Source organism: Gracilibacillus ureilyticus, assembly GCF_900111195.1.
In the GTDB taxonomy this organism is placed as follows: domain Bacteria; phylum Bacillota; class Bacilli; order Bacillales; family Amphibacillaceae; genus Gracilibacillus; species Gracilibacillus ureilyticus.
Map to the genome: position 1 here is coordinate 16,589 of NZ_FOGL01000017.1, position 14,727 is coordinate 31,315.

At 37.5% G+C, this 14,727-nt stretch carries 18 protein-coding genes; 13 read left to right on the forward strand and 5 right to left on the reverse strand.

Features of this window, described 5'->3' with window-relative positions; genetic code table 11:
• Nucleotides 1-112: 112 nt before the first annotated feature.
• Complete coding sequence (locus BMW36_RS15220) at nucleotides 113-913, reverse strand: NAD kinase (protein WP_089742658.1); 801 nt, start codon at nucleotides 911-913, stop codon at nucleotides 113-115.
• A gap of 137 nt (nucleotides 914-1,050) precedes the next feature.
• On the opposite strand from BMW36_RS15220, the gene BMW36_RS15225 reads away from it, so the two are divergent.
• The 4 genes from BMW36_RS15225 (at nucleotide 1,051) to BMW36_RS15240 (ending at nucleotide 4,424) form a co-directional block, all read left to right on the forward strand.
• On the forward strand, nucleotides 1,051-1,557 hold the full coding sequence (locus tag BMW36_RS15225; protein ID WP_089742660.1) for a DUF2953 domain-containing protein: 507 nt from the start codon (nucleotides 1,051-1,053) through the stop codon (nucleotides 1,555-1,557).
• 2 nt (nucleotides 1,558-1,559) lie between these two features.
• The gene (gene ytfJ / locus BMW36_RS15230) at nucleotides 1,560-2,012 is read left to right on the forward strand and encodes a GerW family sporulation protein (RefSeq protein WP_089742661.1); all 453 of its coding nucleotides are present in this window, start codon (nucleotides 1,560-1,562) and stop codon (nucleotides 2,010-2,012) included.
• A gap of 101 nt (nucleotides 2,013-2,113) precedes the next feature.
• A complete protein-coding gene (locus BMW36_RS15235; RefSeq protein ID WP_175480488.1) occupies nucleotides 2,114-3,094 on the forward strand; it encodes a class I SAM-dependent methyltransferase in 981 nt (326 codons plus the stop codon).
• A 145-nt stretch (nucleotides 3,095-3,239) separates the two neighbouring features.
• Nucleotides 3,240-4,424, forward strand: a complete 1,185-nt coding sequence (locus BMW36_RS15240) for an acetate kinase (RefSeq protein WP_089742663.1) — start codon at nucleotides 3,240-3,242, stop codon at nucleotides 4,422-4,424.
• 47 nt (nucleotides 4,425-4,471) lie between these two features.
• On the opposite strand, the gene BMW36_RS15245 is transcribed toward BMW36_RS15240, so the two are convergent.
• On the reverse strand, nucleotides 4,472-4,915 hold the full coding sequence (locus BMW36_RS15245; RefSeq protein WP_089742664.1) for a universal stress protein: 444 nt from the start codon (nucleotides 4,913-4,915) through the stop codon (nucleotides 4,472-4,474).
• Between the two features lie 236 nt (nucleotides 4,916-5,151).
• Between BMW36_RS15245 and BMW36_RS15250 the strand changes: the two genes are divergently transcribed.
• The 8 genes from BMW36_RS15250 to BMW36_RS15285 all read left to right on the forward strand — a co-directional run bounded on the left by BMW36_RS15250 (nucleotide 5,152) and on the right by BMW36_RS15285 (nucleotide 12,433).
• Nucleotides 5,152-5,904, forward strand: a complete 753-nt coding sequence (locus BMW36_RS15250) for an SDR family oxidoreductase (RefSeq protein ID WP_089742667.1) — start codon at nucleotides 5,152-5,154, stop codon at nucleotides 5,902-5,904.
• 123 nt (nucleotides 5,905-6,027) lie between these two features.
• A complete protein-coding gene (locus BMW36_RS15255; RefSeq protein ID WP_089742819.1) occupies nucleotides 6,028-6,537 on the forward strand; it encodes a DUF4178 domain-containing protein in 510 nt (169 codons plus the stop codon).
• 14 nt (nucleotides 6,538-6,551) lie between these two features.
• Nucleotides 6,552-7,223 (forward strand): PspA/IM30 family protein, encoded by a 672-nt coding sequence (locus tag BMW36_RS15260; RefSeq protein ID WP_089742669.1) that lies wholly within the window; start codon nucleotides 6,552-6,554, stop codon nucleotides 7,221-7,223.
• 93 nt (nucleotides 7,224-7,316) lie between these two features.
• On the forward strand, nucleotides 7,317-7,991 hold the full coding sequence (locus BMW36_RS15265) for a DUF4247 domain-containing protein (protein WP_245711710.1): 675 nt from the start codon (nucleotides 7,317-7,319) through the stop codon (nucleotides 7,989-7,991).
• A 22-nt stretch (nucleotides 7,992-8,013) separates the two neighbouring features.
• The gene (locus BMW36_RS15270) at nucleotides 8,014-8,409 is read left to right on the forward strand and encodes a DUF350 domain-containing protein (protein WP_089742671.1); all 396 of its coding nucleotides are present in this window, start codon (nucleotides 8,014-8,016) and stop codon (nucleotides 8,407-8,409) included.
• A 95-nt stretch (nucleotides 8,410-8,504) separates the two neighbouring features.
• The gene (locus BMW36_RS15275) at nucleotides 8,505-10,037 is read left to right on the forward strand and encodes a polyamine aminopropyltransferase (protein ID WP_089742673.1); all 1,533 of its coding nucleotides are present in this window, start codon (nucleotides 8,505-8,507) and stop codon (nucleotides 10,035-10,037) included.
• 76 nt (nucleotides 10,038-10,113) lie between these two features.
• Complete coding sequence (locus tag BMW36_RS15280) at nucleotides 10,114-10,794, forward strand: metal-dependent hydrolase (RefSeq protein ID WP_089742675.1); 681 nt, start codon at nucleotides 10,114-10,116, stop codon at nucleotides 10,792-10,794.
• A gap of 325 nt (nucleotides 10,795-11,119) precedes the next feature.
• Nucleotides 11,120-12,433: a DRTGG domain-containing protein gene (locus BMW36_RS15285; protein WP_089742677.1), complete on the forward strand. Its 1,314-nt coding sequence runs from the start codon at nucleotides 11,120-11,122 to the stop codon at nucleotides 12,431-12,433.
• 35 nt (nucleotides 12,434-12,468) lie between these two features.
• Here BMW36_RS15285 and BMW36_RS15290 read toward each other — a convergent pair whose 3' ends face one another.
• The gene (locus tag BMW36_RS15290; protein ID WP_089742679.1) at nucleotides 12,469-12,768 is read right to left on the reverse strand and encodes a YtpI family protein; all 300 of its coding nucleotides are present in this window, start codon (nucleotides 12,766-12,768) and stop codon (nucleotides 12,469-12,471) included.
• A gap of 126 nt (nucleotides 12,769-12,894) precedes the next feature.
• Between BMW36_RS15290 and BMW36_RS15295 the strand changes: the two genes are divergently transcribed.
• On the forward strand, nucleotides 12,895-13,839 hold the full coding sequence (locus BMW36_RS15295) for a DHH family phosphoesterase (protein WP_425431953.1): 945 nt from the start codon (nucleotides 12,895-12,897) through the stop codon (nucleotides 13,837-13,839).
• A 39-nt stretch (nucleotides 13,840-13,878) separates the two neighbouring features.
• On the opposite strand, the gene ytrI is transcribed toward BMW36_RS15295, so the two are convergent.
• Both ytrI and ytrH read right to left on the reverse strand, forming a co-directional pair.
• On the reverse strand, nucleotides 13,879-14,388 hold the full coding sequence (gene ytrI / locus BMW36_RS15300) for a sporulation membrane protein YtrI (RefSeq protein ID WP_089742683.1): 510 nt from the start codon (nucleotides 14,386-14,388) through the stop codon (nucleotides 13,879-13,881).
• Nucleotides 14,388-14,720, reverse strand: coding sequence for a sporulation membrane protein YtrH (ytrH, locus tag BMW36_RS15305; RefSeq protein ID WP_089742685.1), 333 nt, complete (start codon nucleotides 14,718-14,720; stop codon nucleotides 14,388-14,390). The genes ytrI and ytrH overlap by 1 nt, the downstream gene beginning before the upstream one ends.
• Nucleotides 14,721-14,727: the final 7 nt, after the last annotated feature.

Genomic DNA, 14,727 nt, shown 5'->3' on the forward strand with positions numbered 1-14,727 from the left:
TCAAATAACAAAAACATAATAAAATTCTCATGAACGGGATGTTCATGAGAATTTTATTTTACTAATTATCAGTTTTTATCTTTCCGGGCTGTAAGGAGGTTCTGGTTACAGTTTATAAGAATGTTCGTTTCACTCTGTCCCAGAACGAGTTATTTTTAAGCTTCACTGTTTTAATCCGTTTATCACTAAGTTGTATAGTAATGGTCTTAATGTTCCTGATGGAATACGCTTCATTATCTAAGCCAATAATCGGGTAATCATTTCCATCCTGAATTACTTCAATTCGAAGTGTCCGATCCTGATTCAGTATAAAAGAAGACCCTAATGTCCGGTAACGGTTATTATTAATGGAAGCAAGCTCAGATACTTGGAAACATGGTATTTTCGGATCAATAACAGCACCGGTAGTTGACTTGTTATAACCTGTACTGCCAGTAGGTGTAGCGACAATTAAGCCATCTCCACGGAACCTTTCAAAATGGTCTCCATCTATGTATACATCCATCACGATCGTTTTAATAATTGCAGAACGGATAGCTGCTTCATTTAAACAATGAAAAGTAGATTCACCGTTAATGGTAACATCAACCATAGGAAAGCGGCGAACTTCAAGTGAGTTGTCTTCCATAGCATTAATCATGTCTACATAGCGGTCCAGTTGGAAGTCACAGTATAATCCTGCTTCATCTTCTTTCGTAATACCTACATACAGACAATCCTGTCTAAACTCTGTATGACGTACCGCTTGTAAGAATTCCCCATCACCACCAACACTTACAATGATGTTAGCATCTTTAAAGTCATCAACAATTCGGAATCCACTTTTCTCAATATCTTCAAATACTGTCGAAAGCTTATCTTCTAGTTCATCACTTTTTGCATAGTAAAAAAACACATTTTTTCGATTACTCATAGACAGTCCCTCCTACATTTTATATTCTCCATCTTATCATGATTGACTGGATTGTCCTATTGGTATGATTCCAATTAAATACTTCCATTGATTAATATACCCAAAATTAGTAAAGAATAAAGATGGTGGTGATCATTATGCTAATCATTGGTTTTATTATTATCATTTTCCTTCTTATCACTTTCGTTCTTTTAGGGGTATTGAGAATATATACATCGATTCAGTGGACATACACTGAGGAGAAACAGCAAGTAATCATAATAATGAGAATTTTAGGATTTACTATTTTTAAAAAAGATCTGTCACAAGTAGGAAATGGGGCACCTTCATTAACTAAGGATATAAAATTGAGTGATCTTAAACATTTAAGGCATTTTGTTATTGACAATGTGCGGCTGGAGTTACTTCGGACAAAAACGGTAGTTGGGACAGGAGAACCAGATATGACGGCGATTTTGTATGGGTTGCTGCAGTCTGCCGTTTCAGTAATAAGTGCACGGTTGCAGGATAAAGGGGTAATAGACTGTCAGTTGTCTGCGAACTTTGAGGAAGCAGTTATTCAAAGTCGCGGTCAATGTATGATTTCATGGAAACTGCGAAAAACTATGCGTGTATGGAAAAATTGGAAAACGAAAGGAGAATAATCATGGAAGAGAATGTGCATCCATTAGAAGGATTTATGTCCTTAACAATGGAGAATTTAAAGCAAATGATTGAAGTAGATACAGCGATAGGAAAACCCATTGATGCACCTGACGGGAGTTTGATTATCCCATTGTCGAAGGTGAAATTCGGCTTTGCTTCAGGAGGCAGTGAATTTCTGGGGAAAGATCAGAAATCACAGGATCAGAATTCAGACATGATCATACCATTTGGCGGGGGAAGCGGCGGAGGTGTTTCTATCACACCAGCAGCATTTCTTGTTGCCAATAAATCCGGGGTTGAATTAATTACATTAAATGAGTCCACACACGTTTATGAAAAAATGTTAGAGAAAGGTCCGCAATTTATAGACCAGATCATGGGGATGATAAAGCAGGATAGTGACAGAAATTCAGATAATGAGAAAGACAGCGATAAGGGTAGAAGTTCCCGATAAAAAACGTGTAAGTAGACTTTGAAATCCACTGCCTTCATAATATAATAGGCAGTGGATTTCATTTACTGATGAAAAAGGCAAGAAAAGGTGGAGGAGAAATTATGGAATTTTCAGTAGAAAAAGCTTTTGAACAATTAGATTCATTAACAATAGATGTCCAGAACTCACATGATCTAACATACTTAGAAGGTTTAGCAATAGTAATGCATCAAATGAACGGCGGGCAAAATGAGGGTATAACAGATAAGCAGAAAAATAAAATAAATGATCTGGCAGAGATGATGGATAAGGAAAAGGGTACAAGTGAACAGATCCGTAAAACGATTCAATTAGCACTTATTAAGGGGATGAAAGGCTCTACACAACCGCAGCACACTATTACACCAGATTCTGTAGCGATGTTTATTGGCTACTTTATCCAGAAATTAATGGAAAATAAAAAACAATTTCGACTGTTTGATCCTGCGAGTGGTTCAGCGAATTTACTTACAGCTGTTATGAATCAGGTGGAAGCAGATGTAGAAGGGTACGGAAGTGAAATTGATTCAACGTTAATTCGGTTAGCGGTAGAAAGTGCTAACCTGCAAGAGCAATCAATTGAATTTTTCCACCAGGATAGTTTAACACCACTTTTATTGGAACCGGTAGATGTAACAATCGGAGATTTACCTGTTGGCTATTATCCGGACGATGTTCAGGCGATGAAATATGAACTGAAAGCGGAAGAAGGTCACTCTTATTCACACCATCTGTTTATTGAGCAAAGTTTAACTTACACAAAGGATGGTGGGTATTTACTGTTTCTGATCCCAAATTTTTTATTTACCAGTGATCAGAGTGAACAACTGCATAATTTTTTACACAAGCATACACATATTGTTAGTTTATTGCAGCTGCCATTATCCATGTTTGCATCAGAAAAACATGCAAAAAGTATTTTTATTCTTCAGAAGAAAGGTCCGGATACAAAAGCGCCGAAGCAGGCATTAATGGCACAATTGCCATCATTTAAAGATGCGGATAAAACTTATCATATGTTAAGAAAGATTGATGCGTGGTTTAAGTCTGAAAGTAAAGAATAATCTGAAAATATAAATTTTTAGGAAGGAAACGGTATCATCATAGATCTCTGTTGCAAACTTGATCTGACGATGTTTAAATGGAATTGGGAATGTTTATTTTCATTAATCATATAAAGGAAAAAGAGGAACGAAAGGATGGAATATATTGCGTAAAATATTAGCAATAAACGCTGGTAGTTCATCATTAAAATTTCAATTGATGGAGATGCCGGAGGAAAAAGTACTGGCGATAGGATTAATAGAGAGAATAGGGATCAACGATTCTATCTTTACAATTGAATTCAATGAAACGAAGGACCAGGTAACAGAGGATATACCAAATCATGAACAGGCAGTAAAACTGCTGTTGGACAAACTTACACAGACTGGAGTAATCAAAAGTCTTGATGAAATTGATGGCGTGGGTCACCGTGTGGTTCATGGTGGAGAAAAATTCAATGACTCTGTAAAAATAGATGAAAAAGTTATTGAAGAAATTGAGGAAGTATCAGAACTAGCACCGTTACACAATCCTGCTAACTTAACAGGGATTCGTGCATTCCTTGATGTATTTCCAGAAGTACCAGCGGTAGCAGTTTTTGATACGGCATTCCACCAGACAATGCCGGAAGAGTCATATCTTTACAGCCTGCCATATGAATATTATGAAAAGTATGGAATCCGGAAATATGGATTTCATGGGACATCACATAAATATGTATCAGAGCGTGCAGCTGAATTAATGGGTGTACCACTTAATCAGTTACGCTTATTATCATGTCACCTTGGTAATGGAGCGAGTATTGCAGCAATTGAAGGTGGAAAGTCGATTGATACATCCATGGGATTCACACCATTAGCTGGTGTAACGATGGGTACCCGATCAGGGAATATCGACCCTGCATTAATTCCATATATTATGGAGAAGACAGGCCAGTCAGCTGGTGAAGTAATGAATGTATTGAATAAGAAGAGCGGGATGCTTGCGCTGTCTGGTTTCTCCAGTGACCTTCGCGATATTCAGGAAAAAGCAGATGCAGGAGATCACCGTGCGGAATTAGCATTAGAAGTATTTGCGGAACGTATTCATAAATATATCGGTTCTTATGCGGCAAGGATGCATGGTGTAGATGCCATTATTTTTACAGCCGGAGTAGGAGAAAACAGTATCACGATAAGAGAACGTGTATTAAAAGGATTAGAATTTATGGGTGTGTATTGGGATCCAAAACTCAATAACATTCGCGGTAAAGAAACTTTTATTAATTACCCGCATTCACCAGTAAAAGTAATTATTATTCCTACAAATGAAGAAGTAATGATTGCAAGAGACGTTATCAGGTTAACATAATAGCTGGAAAAAAAGGCTTTCTCCTAATAAATGGAGAAAGCCTTTTTTTAACTGCGTACTACAAGTACATCACATTTAGCGTAACGGGTAATGCTCTCTGAAACACTTCCTATCAAAAATCGTTCTACTGCATTCATCCCGGTAGCACCGCATATAATTAAATCAGCATCAAATTTTTTTGCTAAATCCTTTGGTATTTTTATTTTAGGGGAACCTATTTCAACATGTGTCTCAATATTCGCTACACCATTTTTACTCGCTTTTGTTTTATATTCCTGCAACAGTGTCTGTGCATAATTTTCTGAACGTGCTGCCAGAGTCTGGTCATACACTTCCGGTGCTACAGTTGTAATCGTTCGTGTATCAATTACATGAACGAGAAACAGTTTAGCGTTGTTCCTTAAGACAATATCCACAGCTTTTTTAAAAGCTAATTCTGATGCATCTGAACCATCGACAGCAACAAGAATACGATGATATTCGAATGCCATGATGATCACTCCTCTCTTATAATTCCATTATAACATGTATCCGTTTACATTACCTTTGTTTTCACAAAAATCTCCCTTGATTTTTATATTCCACAACTTTGATTTTTAAAAACAACATGGAGATGGAAGGATGTTTACAATAATTTTTCATTTTCCCTACTGCTAATTATAGAAAAAAAAGTAACCTTATTGTACGATAGATAGGTAGTTATTTCTTTTAGTCAGGAGGTATAAAGATGGGTCATGCATTTATCACAGCCGGAACAAAAGGACTTGGCAAAAAGGTTACTGAAGCAATGCTGGAAAAAGGTCATTCTGTTACGGTCACATACTTTCGCGATGAACAAAGAGCGAAACAGCTGAAAGATAATTACGAAAGTTACCCGCTGCATATCGTGCAGGCAGATGTCTGTAATAAACATTCACTGGAAAATGCTCTCGACGAGGCTGTTGCTGCATATGGAACGATTGATTATCTTATCAACAATGCGGGGCCATTTATTTTTGACAGGAAAAAATTATTGGACCATACAGAAGAAGAATGGGAAGAAATGGTGCATGGCAACTTGAGCAGTGTCTTTTATTTACTAAAACGTACAATCCCGATGATGCGCAAAAAAAAGTTTGGCAGGATTATTACATATGGATTTCAAGGTGCAGCGAATGCCAGCGGATGGATAAAGCGGTCTGCATTTGCAGCGGCAAAAGTAGGGCTGGTTTCTTTAACCAAATCAATAGCATATGAAGAAGCAGAAAACGGGATAACAGCAAATATGATTTCACCTGGTGATATTACGGGAAAAATGAAAGAAGCAACGATTGATGAAAGCCGTAAAGCAGATGATTCCCAGACACCTATTGGTCGTTCTGGCACAGGGGAGGATATCGCAAGGACTGTAGTATTCTTATGTGAGGATAACTCAGACATGATTACAGGTACTGTGATTGATGTAAATGGCGGGCTGGATGTGATCCATCAAAATCGTTAATATAATTTTTTTAAAAGATTTTGAAACCTTTGTTGAATCATGATCGTACATAATAGTAACAACTCGTTTATATGGAGATTACTTCGATAATTGGAATCAAATGAAAGAAAAGAGGTGCACCAATTGGGGTTTTTTTCAAGACTTTTCTCTAAAAAGAAAGAGAAGCCAACTGTGGCAAAACGTGACCCGCTGTCCATCAAGGTAGGTGATATAATCGAATATGATCTCTCCGATTACGAGGTAGTTGGGAAAATTGTCTATAGACAAGGTAATTATGAATGGATTAGCTACCAATTACTAGGTGAGAGTGATACGCTATGGTTAGCAGTAGAAATGGATGATGAACTTGAGTTAGGTATTTACAAACGAATTCAGTTGCCTGAAGCCAGTTCTTATCCAAAGCGTTTTGAATATGAGGGCATCACCTATTACTTAGATGAGAGCGGGCAGGCGAACATTCGCGGAGAAGGCCGAAGCAGCAACCTGACAGGCCAGGTAATGAAGTATACTGAGTACTGTGATGACAGTGAAGAACATTTTATCAGTTTGGAAGATTGGGGAAGTGAAGTCGAAGCAAGTTACGGCTATCCGATCCAATCATTTGAAATAAAAATTATTGCAGGTACAAATTAAGGAGGAATATAAAAATGTTTCAATTTTTTAAAAGAGTAAAAACAGTTGTGAGTTCAGAGCTTAATTCAATGTTGGACAAAGCGGAAGATCCAGTAAAAATGCTAGATCAGTTTATGCGTGAGATGGAGTCAGATATCCGTGAAGCGGAAACAGCAGTAGCAAAACAAATTGCCAATGAAAAAATGTTAAAGCGTAAAGCAGATGATGCGAAAGCTCTTGTTGATAAACGTCAGGCACAAGCTGAAAAAGCGATCGAAGCAGGAAATGATGAATTGGCAAGACGTGCATTAGAAGATAAGAAAAGCCAGGAACAACAGGCAAATATGTTACTGGAATCATGGGAACGTGCAAAAAATGATGCAGATCAGCTGCGTGAAAAGTTAGATGAGATGAAGAAAGAATACCAGGAAATGCAGTTGAAGAAAGATGCATTAAAAGCACGTGCGGAGTCTGCTAAAACGAGAACCAAAATGAATCGTGCTATGTCCAATATTGGAAATGATGATTCCAAGCGTGGATTTGAGCGTATGGAGGAAAAAGTTCTTCGATTTGAGGCAGAAGCAGAAACGAGTGAAGACTTATCATCTGCAAGCAAAAGTCTTGATGATGAATTTGAAGAATTGGATAAAAGCAGCGGTGTAGATGATGAACTGGCTGCACTGAAAAAGAAAATGGGCAAAGAATAACACACAATGAGTAAAACACTTAGGAAAGAGCCTTCCATTTTATGAGGTTCTTTCTTTTGTTTACATAGCATATGAAATAGAGGAGGTGAGTTAGTGAGACAACATCTACTGATTTTTAGCAGCTTATTTCTTTGCATTTTGTTAGCTGGGTGTGGCCAGGATCAGTTTGACAATTTATCTGCATTTGACGGATCTTCTTCGGTTAGCATAGAAGATGTGCAAACAGAAGAATCGAAAGAAGAAATAATTTCTCAGTTGAAAACTGGTAATACAACAGAAGTTGATAAATTAATTGCAAACAATTTTCCTTTTGTAGACACTGCAAATGGTGAAAATACTACAGCTAATATTTATGCAACGGATAAATTTGAAGTTAAGGAGCTTGCAGGCCTGCTAGAAGAAATAGACAGACCGGATGAGATAAGTGATTATATAGATAATCAGCAAATAATGATTTATCCTGATTACTTTGTGATCTTAAAAGAAAGTGAAGAATTAAATGATGTCGTATTTATTGAGGTTGCGACAGATGAATTTGTCCGCAATAACTATTCTCCTAATTTTCTTTCAACATATTTTGCAATCAGGATATTAGACGATGTGCTGGATGTGGATGATTGGGGGAAAAAGAGACGATCAGCCTGTCAATCAGGCGGTTGTTACGGGGGGTATACTTCAAGTCAGTCTTATAATAAAGGCAAAACAACGAATTCAACAAGCAGGGGTATGTCTTCATTCCGTGGGGGCGGAACAAGTAGTGGTAAGTAATTAAAGGAGGGATTTATTAATAATGGACGCTTTTATATCAACATTTATTTATTTTATTGCAGCAATTATTATTGTTCTGATAGGCTTAGTGATTTTTGAATGGTTAACTACAAAGTATAAAGACTGGGATGAGATTAAGAAAGGGAATCAGGCAATTGCTCTGTCTATTGCAGGTAAGATCATTGGTATCTGTATTATCCTGGCTTTTGCGATCTATAACAGTATAACAGTTTGGGAGACGTTGATCTGGGGGGCATATGGTGTCATTCTGCAAATGATTGCATACCTGATCTTTGAATTAGTCACAAGAAAGTTTTCAGTGGAAGAGCAGCTGAAGGAGAAAAATATCGCTGTGGGGATTATCTCATTCGGTGTTTCCGTAGGGCTTGCTTTTGTGATCGGTGCTTCGATCACATGATACCTCTTGAACCTGGTCAGGCTTATTGACCAGGTTCTTCTTATATTGAAGCCTGATTAATAAAAAATTTGCGAAAGAAACTTGGAGTGGCAAAAATGGACAAACTGAAAGAAAGGCAGAGTTATTTTATCTATTGGGCATCCGGAATTGTTTCCATTTGCGGAATAGTTTTCGAAGTATTATTCGGTGCATTAGGTTCCTACATCTTAGGTGATGGGGTAAAACAGTACACATTAACCATTTCTTTGTTTTTAACAGGGATGGGGATTGGCGCCAGCCTTAGTGAAAAAGTTACGAAAAAATTGATTTTATCATTTATTTACATTGAGTTTTTTGTTGCCTTGATTGGCGGCTTTTCAAGCTTTCTAATGTTTGGGATGACCGCTTTTGGATCACCGGGTGCAGATGCGGTATTTCTTTACTTTATCACACTGGTGGTTGGTGCTCTGACAGGGGTAGAACTTCCTATATTAATCCGTAAAGCGAATGAAATTGGTGTAACTCTCGAGAAGAGTACAGCAAGGGTTTTGTTCTCTGACTATGCAGGCGGGTTGATTGGTGGTCTGTTATTTGTTTTTTTTCTAAGACCTCAGCTTGGCATTGTTAAAAGTGCATTCTTCGTCGGATTGATTAACTTAACTGTCGCATTAATTGTACTCTATTTGTTTAGAAAAGAATTGAAGAATGTGATGCTTCACGGTTTAGCCGGTATTGCTATTGCCTTACTGCTAGTATTTGGATTATTTTTTGGTGAAAGAATGGCAAACGGGTTTGAACAGAAAATATATACAGATCCAATTATCTATTATGAACAAACCCAGTATCAGAAAATGGTTGTAACAAAGCAGGAGGATGATGTGCGCCTTTACCTTGATGGAGGTTTACAATTCAGCTCAGTTGATGAGCACAGGTACCACGAGTTGCTCGTACACATTCCGATGGCACAAGCGGCTGATCCGGAATCTGTATTAGTGTTGGGTGGAGGTGACGGTTTAGGGGCTAGAGAATTACTAAAATATGAGGAAGTCGAGCAGGTCACGCTCGTTGATTTAGACCCTGCTGTCATTGAGTTCGCGAACACAAACCCGCACATACTGGCATTAAATGAAGGCGCATTGAAGGATGAACGGGTACAAGTTATTAACAGAGATGCCTTTGAATATTTGGAAAATAATGATACATGGTATGATGTTATTATTGTTGACCTTCCTGACCCGAATAATGAAAGTTTAAACAAGCTGTATACCAAAGAATTTTATTCTCTAGTCCGCAATCATCTGGAACCTGATGGTGCAGCAATGATTCAAGCAACGAGTCCTGTTTTTGCCCGGGAAGTATATTGGACAATTTCCAATACAGTAGAAGCAACAGGAATGAATGTTGAGAATTTCCATGTGGACATCCCGAGTTTTGGAAATTGGGGATTTGTGTTAGCAAGTCGGGAGGAAATTAATGTGGACGGACTGGAGATCAAAAACGTGGATACAGAATATTTGGAAACAGATATGTTGGGCAGTTTAACATATTTCGGCAAAGATGAGGGTGACAGTGGATTAAACGCTGAGGTTAATACATTGATCGACCCTATTCTCATTCCAATCTATGAGAATTCCTGGAAATATTATTAAACAGATGACGTTTTAACTCCCGTGGATAATGGGTATAAATGAGATAGATCATATTAAAATGTAGGAGTGTTTTTTTATGAAAATTTCTTATCATGGTCAATCTGTCGTTAAAATTGTTACAGAAGAATATACGATTCTAATCGATCCTTTTATTACGGACAACAGTTTGTGTGATTTAAAAGCAGAAGATGAAAATCCTGATGTAATCCTGCTTACTCATGGTCATAATGATCATGTCGGAGATACAATCAGTATTGCAGAACGAAGCAATTGTTTAATAGTTGCACCGAATGAGTTAGCGGTATATATGGAATCAAGGGGACTTAATGCCCATCCGATGCATATCGGCGGAGCACACGAGTTTGATTTCGGCAAAGTAAAGTACACACCGGCGTTTCATGGCTCCGTGTTTACTGATGAAAATGGTGAAAAAATATACGGAGGTATGCCTGGCGGGATATTATTCTATGCCGAGGAGAAAACTGTTTACCATGCAGGAGATACAGCGCTTTTCTCGGATTTAAAGCTGATTGGCGATATGAATGATATTGACCTTGCTTTTCTGCCAATTGGTGATAATTTCACAATGGGCCCTGATGATGCATTATTGGCAGCTGAATGGGTAAAAGCTAAGAAGGTTGTACCGATCCACTATAATACTTTTCCGCTCATTGAACAGGACGGAGATGCTTTCGCACGGAATGTAAAACCAGGAGAAGGAATAGCTCTCCAACCAGGTGAATCCATAACTTTATAGTAATTAATGAGGGTGGGACATATCAATGTGTTCCACCCTAAAATAGAACCAATAAAATACATAATCGATATTATTTTTAATACTGACTTTTATTAGAGGTTGGAGATACATAGTAATTGGCACATAAACATTCGAAGTCAGCAATTCTGTCCCTGTGTCCATAAATTCATATTGATACAGTGCTTTCATTTAATATAAAACAGTATGATTATTAAATGCAATATTCCATATTATTGTAACAATAAATTGAATATTACTGCCTGTAACTGTATAATAACAATATATATATATTTATTAGTACAGATGAAAGAATGGTGAGCTACTATTGGCTACAAAACATGAACAAATATTGTCTTTTATCGAATCTTTAAAAGTAGGCAACAAAATATCTGTTAGACAAATTGCTAAAGAACTGCATGTTAGTGAAGGTACCGCATACAGAGCAATTAAAGAAGCAGAGAATAAAGGTTTGGTTAGTACAATAGAGCGTGTGGGGACAATCAGAATTGAACGAAAACAAAAAGAGAACTTTGAAAATTTAACATTTGCAGAAATTGTCAGTATTGTTGATGGGCAAGTTTTAGGCGGAAGAGAGGGACTCTACAAGACCTTAAATAAGTTCGTAATAGGAGCAATGAAGCTTGATGCCATGATGCGTTATACCGAGAAAGATTCCTTATTAATTGTCGGTAACAGAACAGAAGCCCATGAGTTAGCTTTAAAAGAAGGGGCTGCTGTGTTAATCACAGGTGGTTTCGATACAGATGAGAACGCCAAGAGGTTAGCAGATGAAAAGAAACTGCCGATAATTTCAACCAGTTATGATACTTTTACCGTTGCTGCTATGATTAACAGGGCAATCTATGACCAGTTAATTAAAAAGGAAATCGTCCTTGTTGGGGATATTTATACAAAAGATGAGGAAACTTACTATTTATCAACAAAAGATACCGTATCTAAATGGCACGAATGGGAAGAAAAAACAACACATAGCAGATACCCTGTTGTGGATGATAAGAAAAAAGTGGTAGGTATTGTAACATCGAAAGACGTGATTGGTAAAAAAGAAGAAATGCGGATAGAGAAGGTAATGACAAAAAATCCGCTGACTGTTATGAAGGAAACTTCGCTTGCATATGCCGCACATATGATGGTATGGGAAGGGATCGAAATTATGCCGGTTGTTGACCAGCATCATCATTTAGAAGGATTAATTTCAAGACAGGATGTTTTGAAAGCACTGCAGCATATCCAAAAGCAGCCACAGGTTGGTGAAACGATTGATGATATTGTTTCCAATTACTTCGAACATACAACCAATGATCCTCATAAAACAACATTTGAGGCAGAAATTACACCCCAAATGACGAATCAGTTAGGAACATTGTCAAATGGTGTCTTCGTATCATTTGTAATTGAAGCAGCAAGCAGTTTGCTGCGCCAACAGAAAAAAGGCGACTTAGTCGTAGAAAATATTACTGTCTATTTTATTAAACCAATTCAACTGGAAACAAAAGTTGTTTTTCAGCCAAAGATAATTGATATTGGCAGAAAATCTGCGAAGATAGATGTGGAAGTTTACCATGAACGGAAAATGGTTGGTAAAGCAATGTTGATGGCGCAGTTAATCGACCGTTAAAATAATTTTTGCTGAAAACGAAAAACTGCCAGTAATTATACACTGGCAGTTTCTCTCTTATTAAATTCTGACTTATAATGGTGATATCGTTTCCAGCCGGCATATCCTTGAAGTCCGCCAATAATAAAGAAAAGAATCGCAATAAATAAAGCTAACTGTGTCTCATAAAATAAGTATTGATTCACACCAAAGAAACTAATACAAAAACCAAGTGATAGACGTGCCTTCGCATTGGTAATCTCCTGAATTAACGGATCTGCACTTCGAATAATCATTACTTTATAATACACATATAATATAAAGGAAACGACGATAACTATTGGAAAAATAACCAATCGTTGACCTCCTAACCGTGCTATAATAAGATTGGATAATCTGAAACTCATTGTACCTTTTTGTAAGATGAAATGCTAGTAAAATATTTAGTAAATGATGTTGAAAATGAATACAATTGGAGGATTATGATGAACACGAGAGCAATTATGGAAAAAATTAAAACATATGATAAGATTATCATCCACCGCCATGTTCGCCCGGATCCGGATGCTTACGGTTCACAAAACGGCCTGGCAGAAATCATTAAAGCTTCTTTTCCATCTAAGAAAGTTTATGTGGTAGGGGAAGAAGAAGAATGGTTAACATATTTCGCCGTTATGGATCAGGTTGCTGATTCTGTGTTTGAAGATGCATTAGTAATAGTCTGCGATACAGCCAATCAGGAGCGTGTATCAGATCAACGCTTTCAAAATGGAAAAGAAATCGTTAAAATTGATCATCATCCGAACAACGACGCTTATGGAGATGTTTTATGGGTAGATACTTCTGCAAGCTCAACAAGTGAAATGATCTATACGTTATATCAGGAAGAAAAAGATCAAGGACTGGTATTAACTGACAGGGGTGCATTTTTATTATATGCAGGGATAGTCGGTGATACTGGAAGATTTTTATATCCAAGTGCATCCAACCGCACTTTTCAAATCGCCTCAGAATTAGTTGAATACAATTTTGACCGGACCGCAATGTATCGGCATATGTATAAAACAAACCTGAAGATGGCCAGATTAAAAGGCTATGTGCTGCAAAATGTGGAAGTGACAGAAGCTGGAGTTAGCCATGTAAAGTTATCAAAAGATATCTTGCAGAGATTTGATGTCACTGCGAATGAAACAAGTGCCATTGTTGGTGTGTTAGGAGATATTGAAGGGATGAAGGCATGGGCAATTTTTGTGGAGGAAGATGATGTAATCCGTGTCAGACTTCGTTCTAATGGGCCTGTCATTAATGAAATTGCTGCAAAATATGAGGGCGGAGGACATCCGCTCGCATCAGGAGCCAAAATACATAGCTGGGATACTGTAGAGGATTTACTAAATGATCTTGAGCATGTTTGTGCACAAAAATAATAAAAGAAGCACACCTGAAAAGAGATGGTGTGCTTCCTTCTAATCGCCCTTACTCAGTTCAATTGATAACTGCAATGTTTCCGTAACAATCATTTTTCTTACTTTTGCTCGAAACTTAAAATCATCTATAATAATTGTTTTATTTTCTATTGCGCGTATAAGTAAATCTGTACTGTTGGATATTTGGTCTAAATTTAACCCAATCATCTGATTTGCCTCTTGTTTTACAGCTTCATTCAGCTGCTGGATCATAATCCGGTCATGCTCTATTTTAAATGTTTCTAAATTTGTAAACTGGATAGTGATTTCTTTTATTTCTATTCCTTCTTTCGCCTGTTCATCAAGGAGGCGGTGATTCTCTACCAGTGCATTATGAGTTTCCTTCAATTCGAGAAGCTCTCCACGTAATGCAAGGTTTTCTTCAATCCATTTTTCCTGCATTTCACCATACATAAAAACAAAGATAAAATAGGCAATAAAAGCACCTATTACTGAACCTGCTAAAAACCGCTGCCATCCAGGTCGTTTATATAATGGAGGAATGTGCATTATTCAATTTCCTCCTGGATTAACCATTCTATAATTAAAAGCGCGGTTTGTGCACCACCCATTGCTATGACTATCAATATAATTTGTTTAACCATATCAATTGTCGAGCCGTCCAAGAGCCCTCTTTCCAGATTGGAGATCGCATCAAACGTTCCGCCGATTGCAGCTACGATTGCCCAAATATGCAATCCTCTAGCGATTCTGTTCATTTGTGTGAAAGGCGGTTCTCCTGTTGCAAATGAGCCGACACTGCCTATTAATGAACCGCCAATCATCACTCCAAATGCTATAAAATAACATTGAATCATTGTTGCAAAGAACCGTTCCTCCATGAAAATC

Bases quoted from the DNA above. Each gene is read 5' to 3' on its own strand.
- BMW36_RS15220 (WP_089742658.1), bottom strand. From the start codon at position 913: ATGAGTAATCGAAAAAATGTGTTTTTTTACTATGCAAAAAGTGATGAA.
- BMW36_RS15225 (WP_089742660.1), top strand. From the start codon at position 1,051: ATGCTAATCATTGGTTTTATTATTATCATTTTCCTTCTTATCACTTTC.
- ytfJ (WP_089742661.1), top strand. From the start codon at position 1,560: ATGGAAGAGAATGTGCATCCATTAGAAGGATTTATGTCCTTAACAATG.
- BMW36_RS15235 (WP_175480488.1), top strand. From the start codon at position 2,114: ATGGAATTTTCAGTAGAAAAAGCTTTTGAACAATTAGATTCATTAACA.
- BMW36_RS15245 (WP_089742664.1), bottom strand. From the start codon at position 4,915: ATGGCATTCGAATATCATCGTATTCTTGTTGCTGTCGATGGTTCAGAT.
- BMW36_RS15250 (WP_089742667.1), top strand. From the start codon at position 5,152: ATGGGTCATGCATTTATCACAGCCGGAACAAAAGGACTTGGCAAAAAG.
- BMW36_RS15260 (WP_089742669.1), top strand. From the start codon at position 6,552: ATGTTTCAATTTTTTAAAAGAGTAAAAACAGTTGTGAGTTCAGAGCTT.
- BMW36_RS15270 (WP_089742671.1), top strand. From the start codon at position 8,014: ATGGACGCTTTTATATCAACATTTATTTATTTTATTGCAGCAATTATT.
- BMW36_RS15275 (WP_089742673.1), top strand. From the start codon at position 8,505: ATGGACAAACTGAAAGAAAGGCAGAGTTATTTTATCTATTGGGCATCC.
- BMW36_RS15280 (WP_089742675.1), top strand. From the start codon at position 10,114: ATGAAAATTTCTTATCATGGTCAATCTGTCGTTAAAATTGTTACAGAA.
- BMW36_RS15295 (WP_425431953.1), top strand. From the start codon at position 12,895: ATGATGAACACGAGAGCAATTATGGAAAAAATTAAAACATATGATAAG.
- ytrI (WP_089742683.1), bottom strand. From the start codon at position 14,388: ATGCACATTCCTCCATTATATAAACGACCTGGATGGCAGCGGTTTTTA.
- ytrH (WP_089742685.1), bottom strand. From the start codon at position 14,720: ATGGAGGAACGGTTCTTTGCAACAATGATTCAATGTTATTTTATAGCA.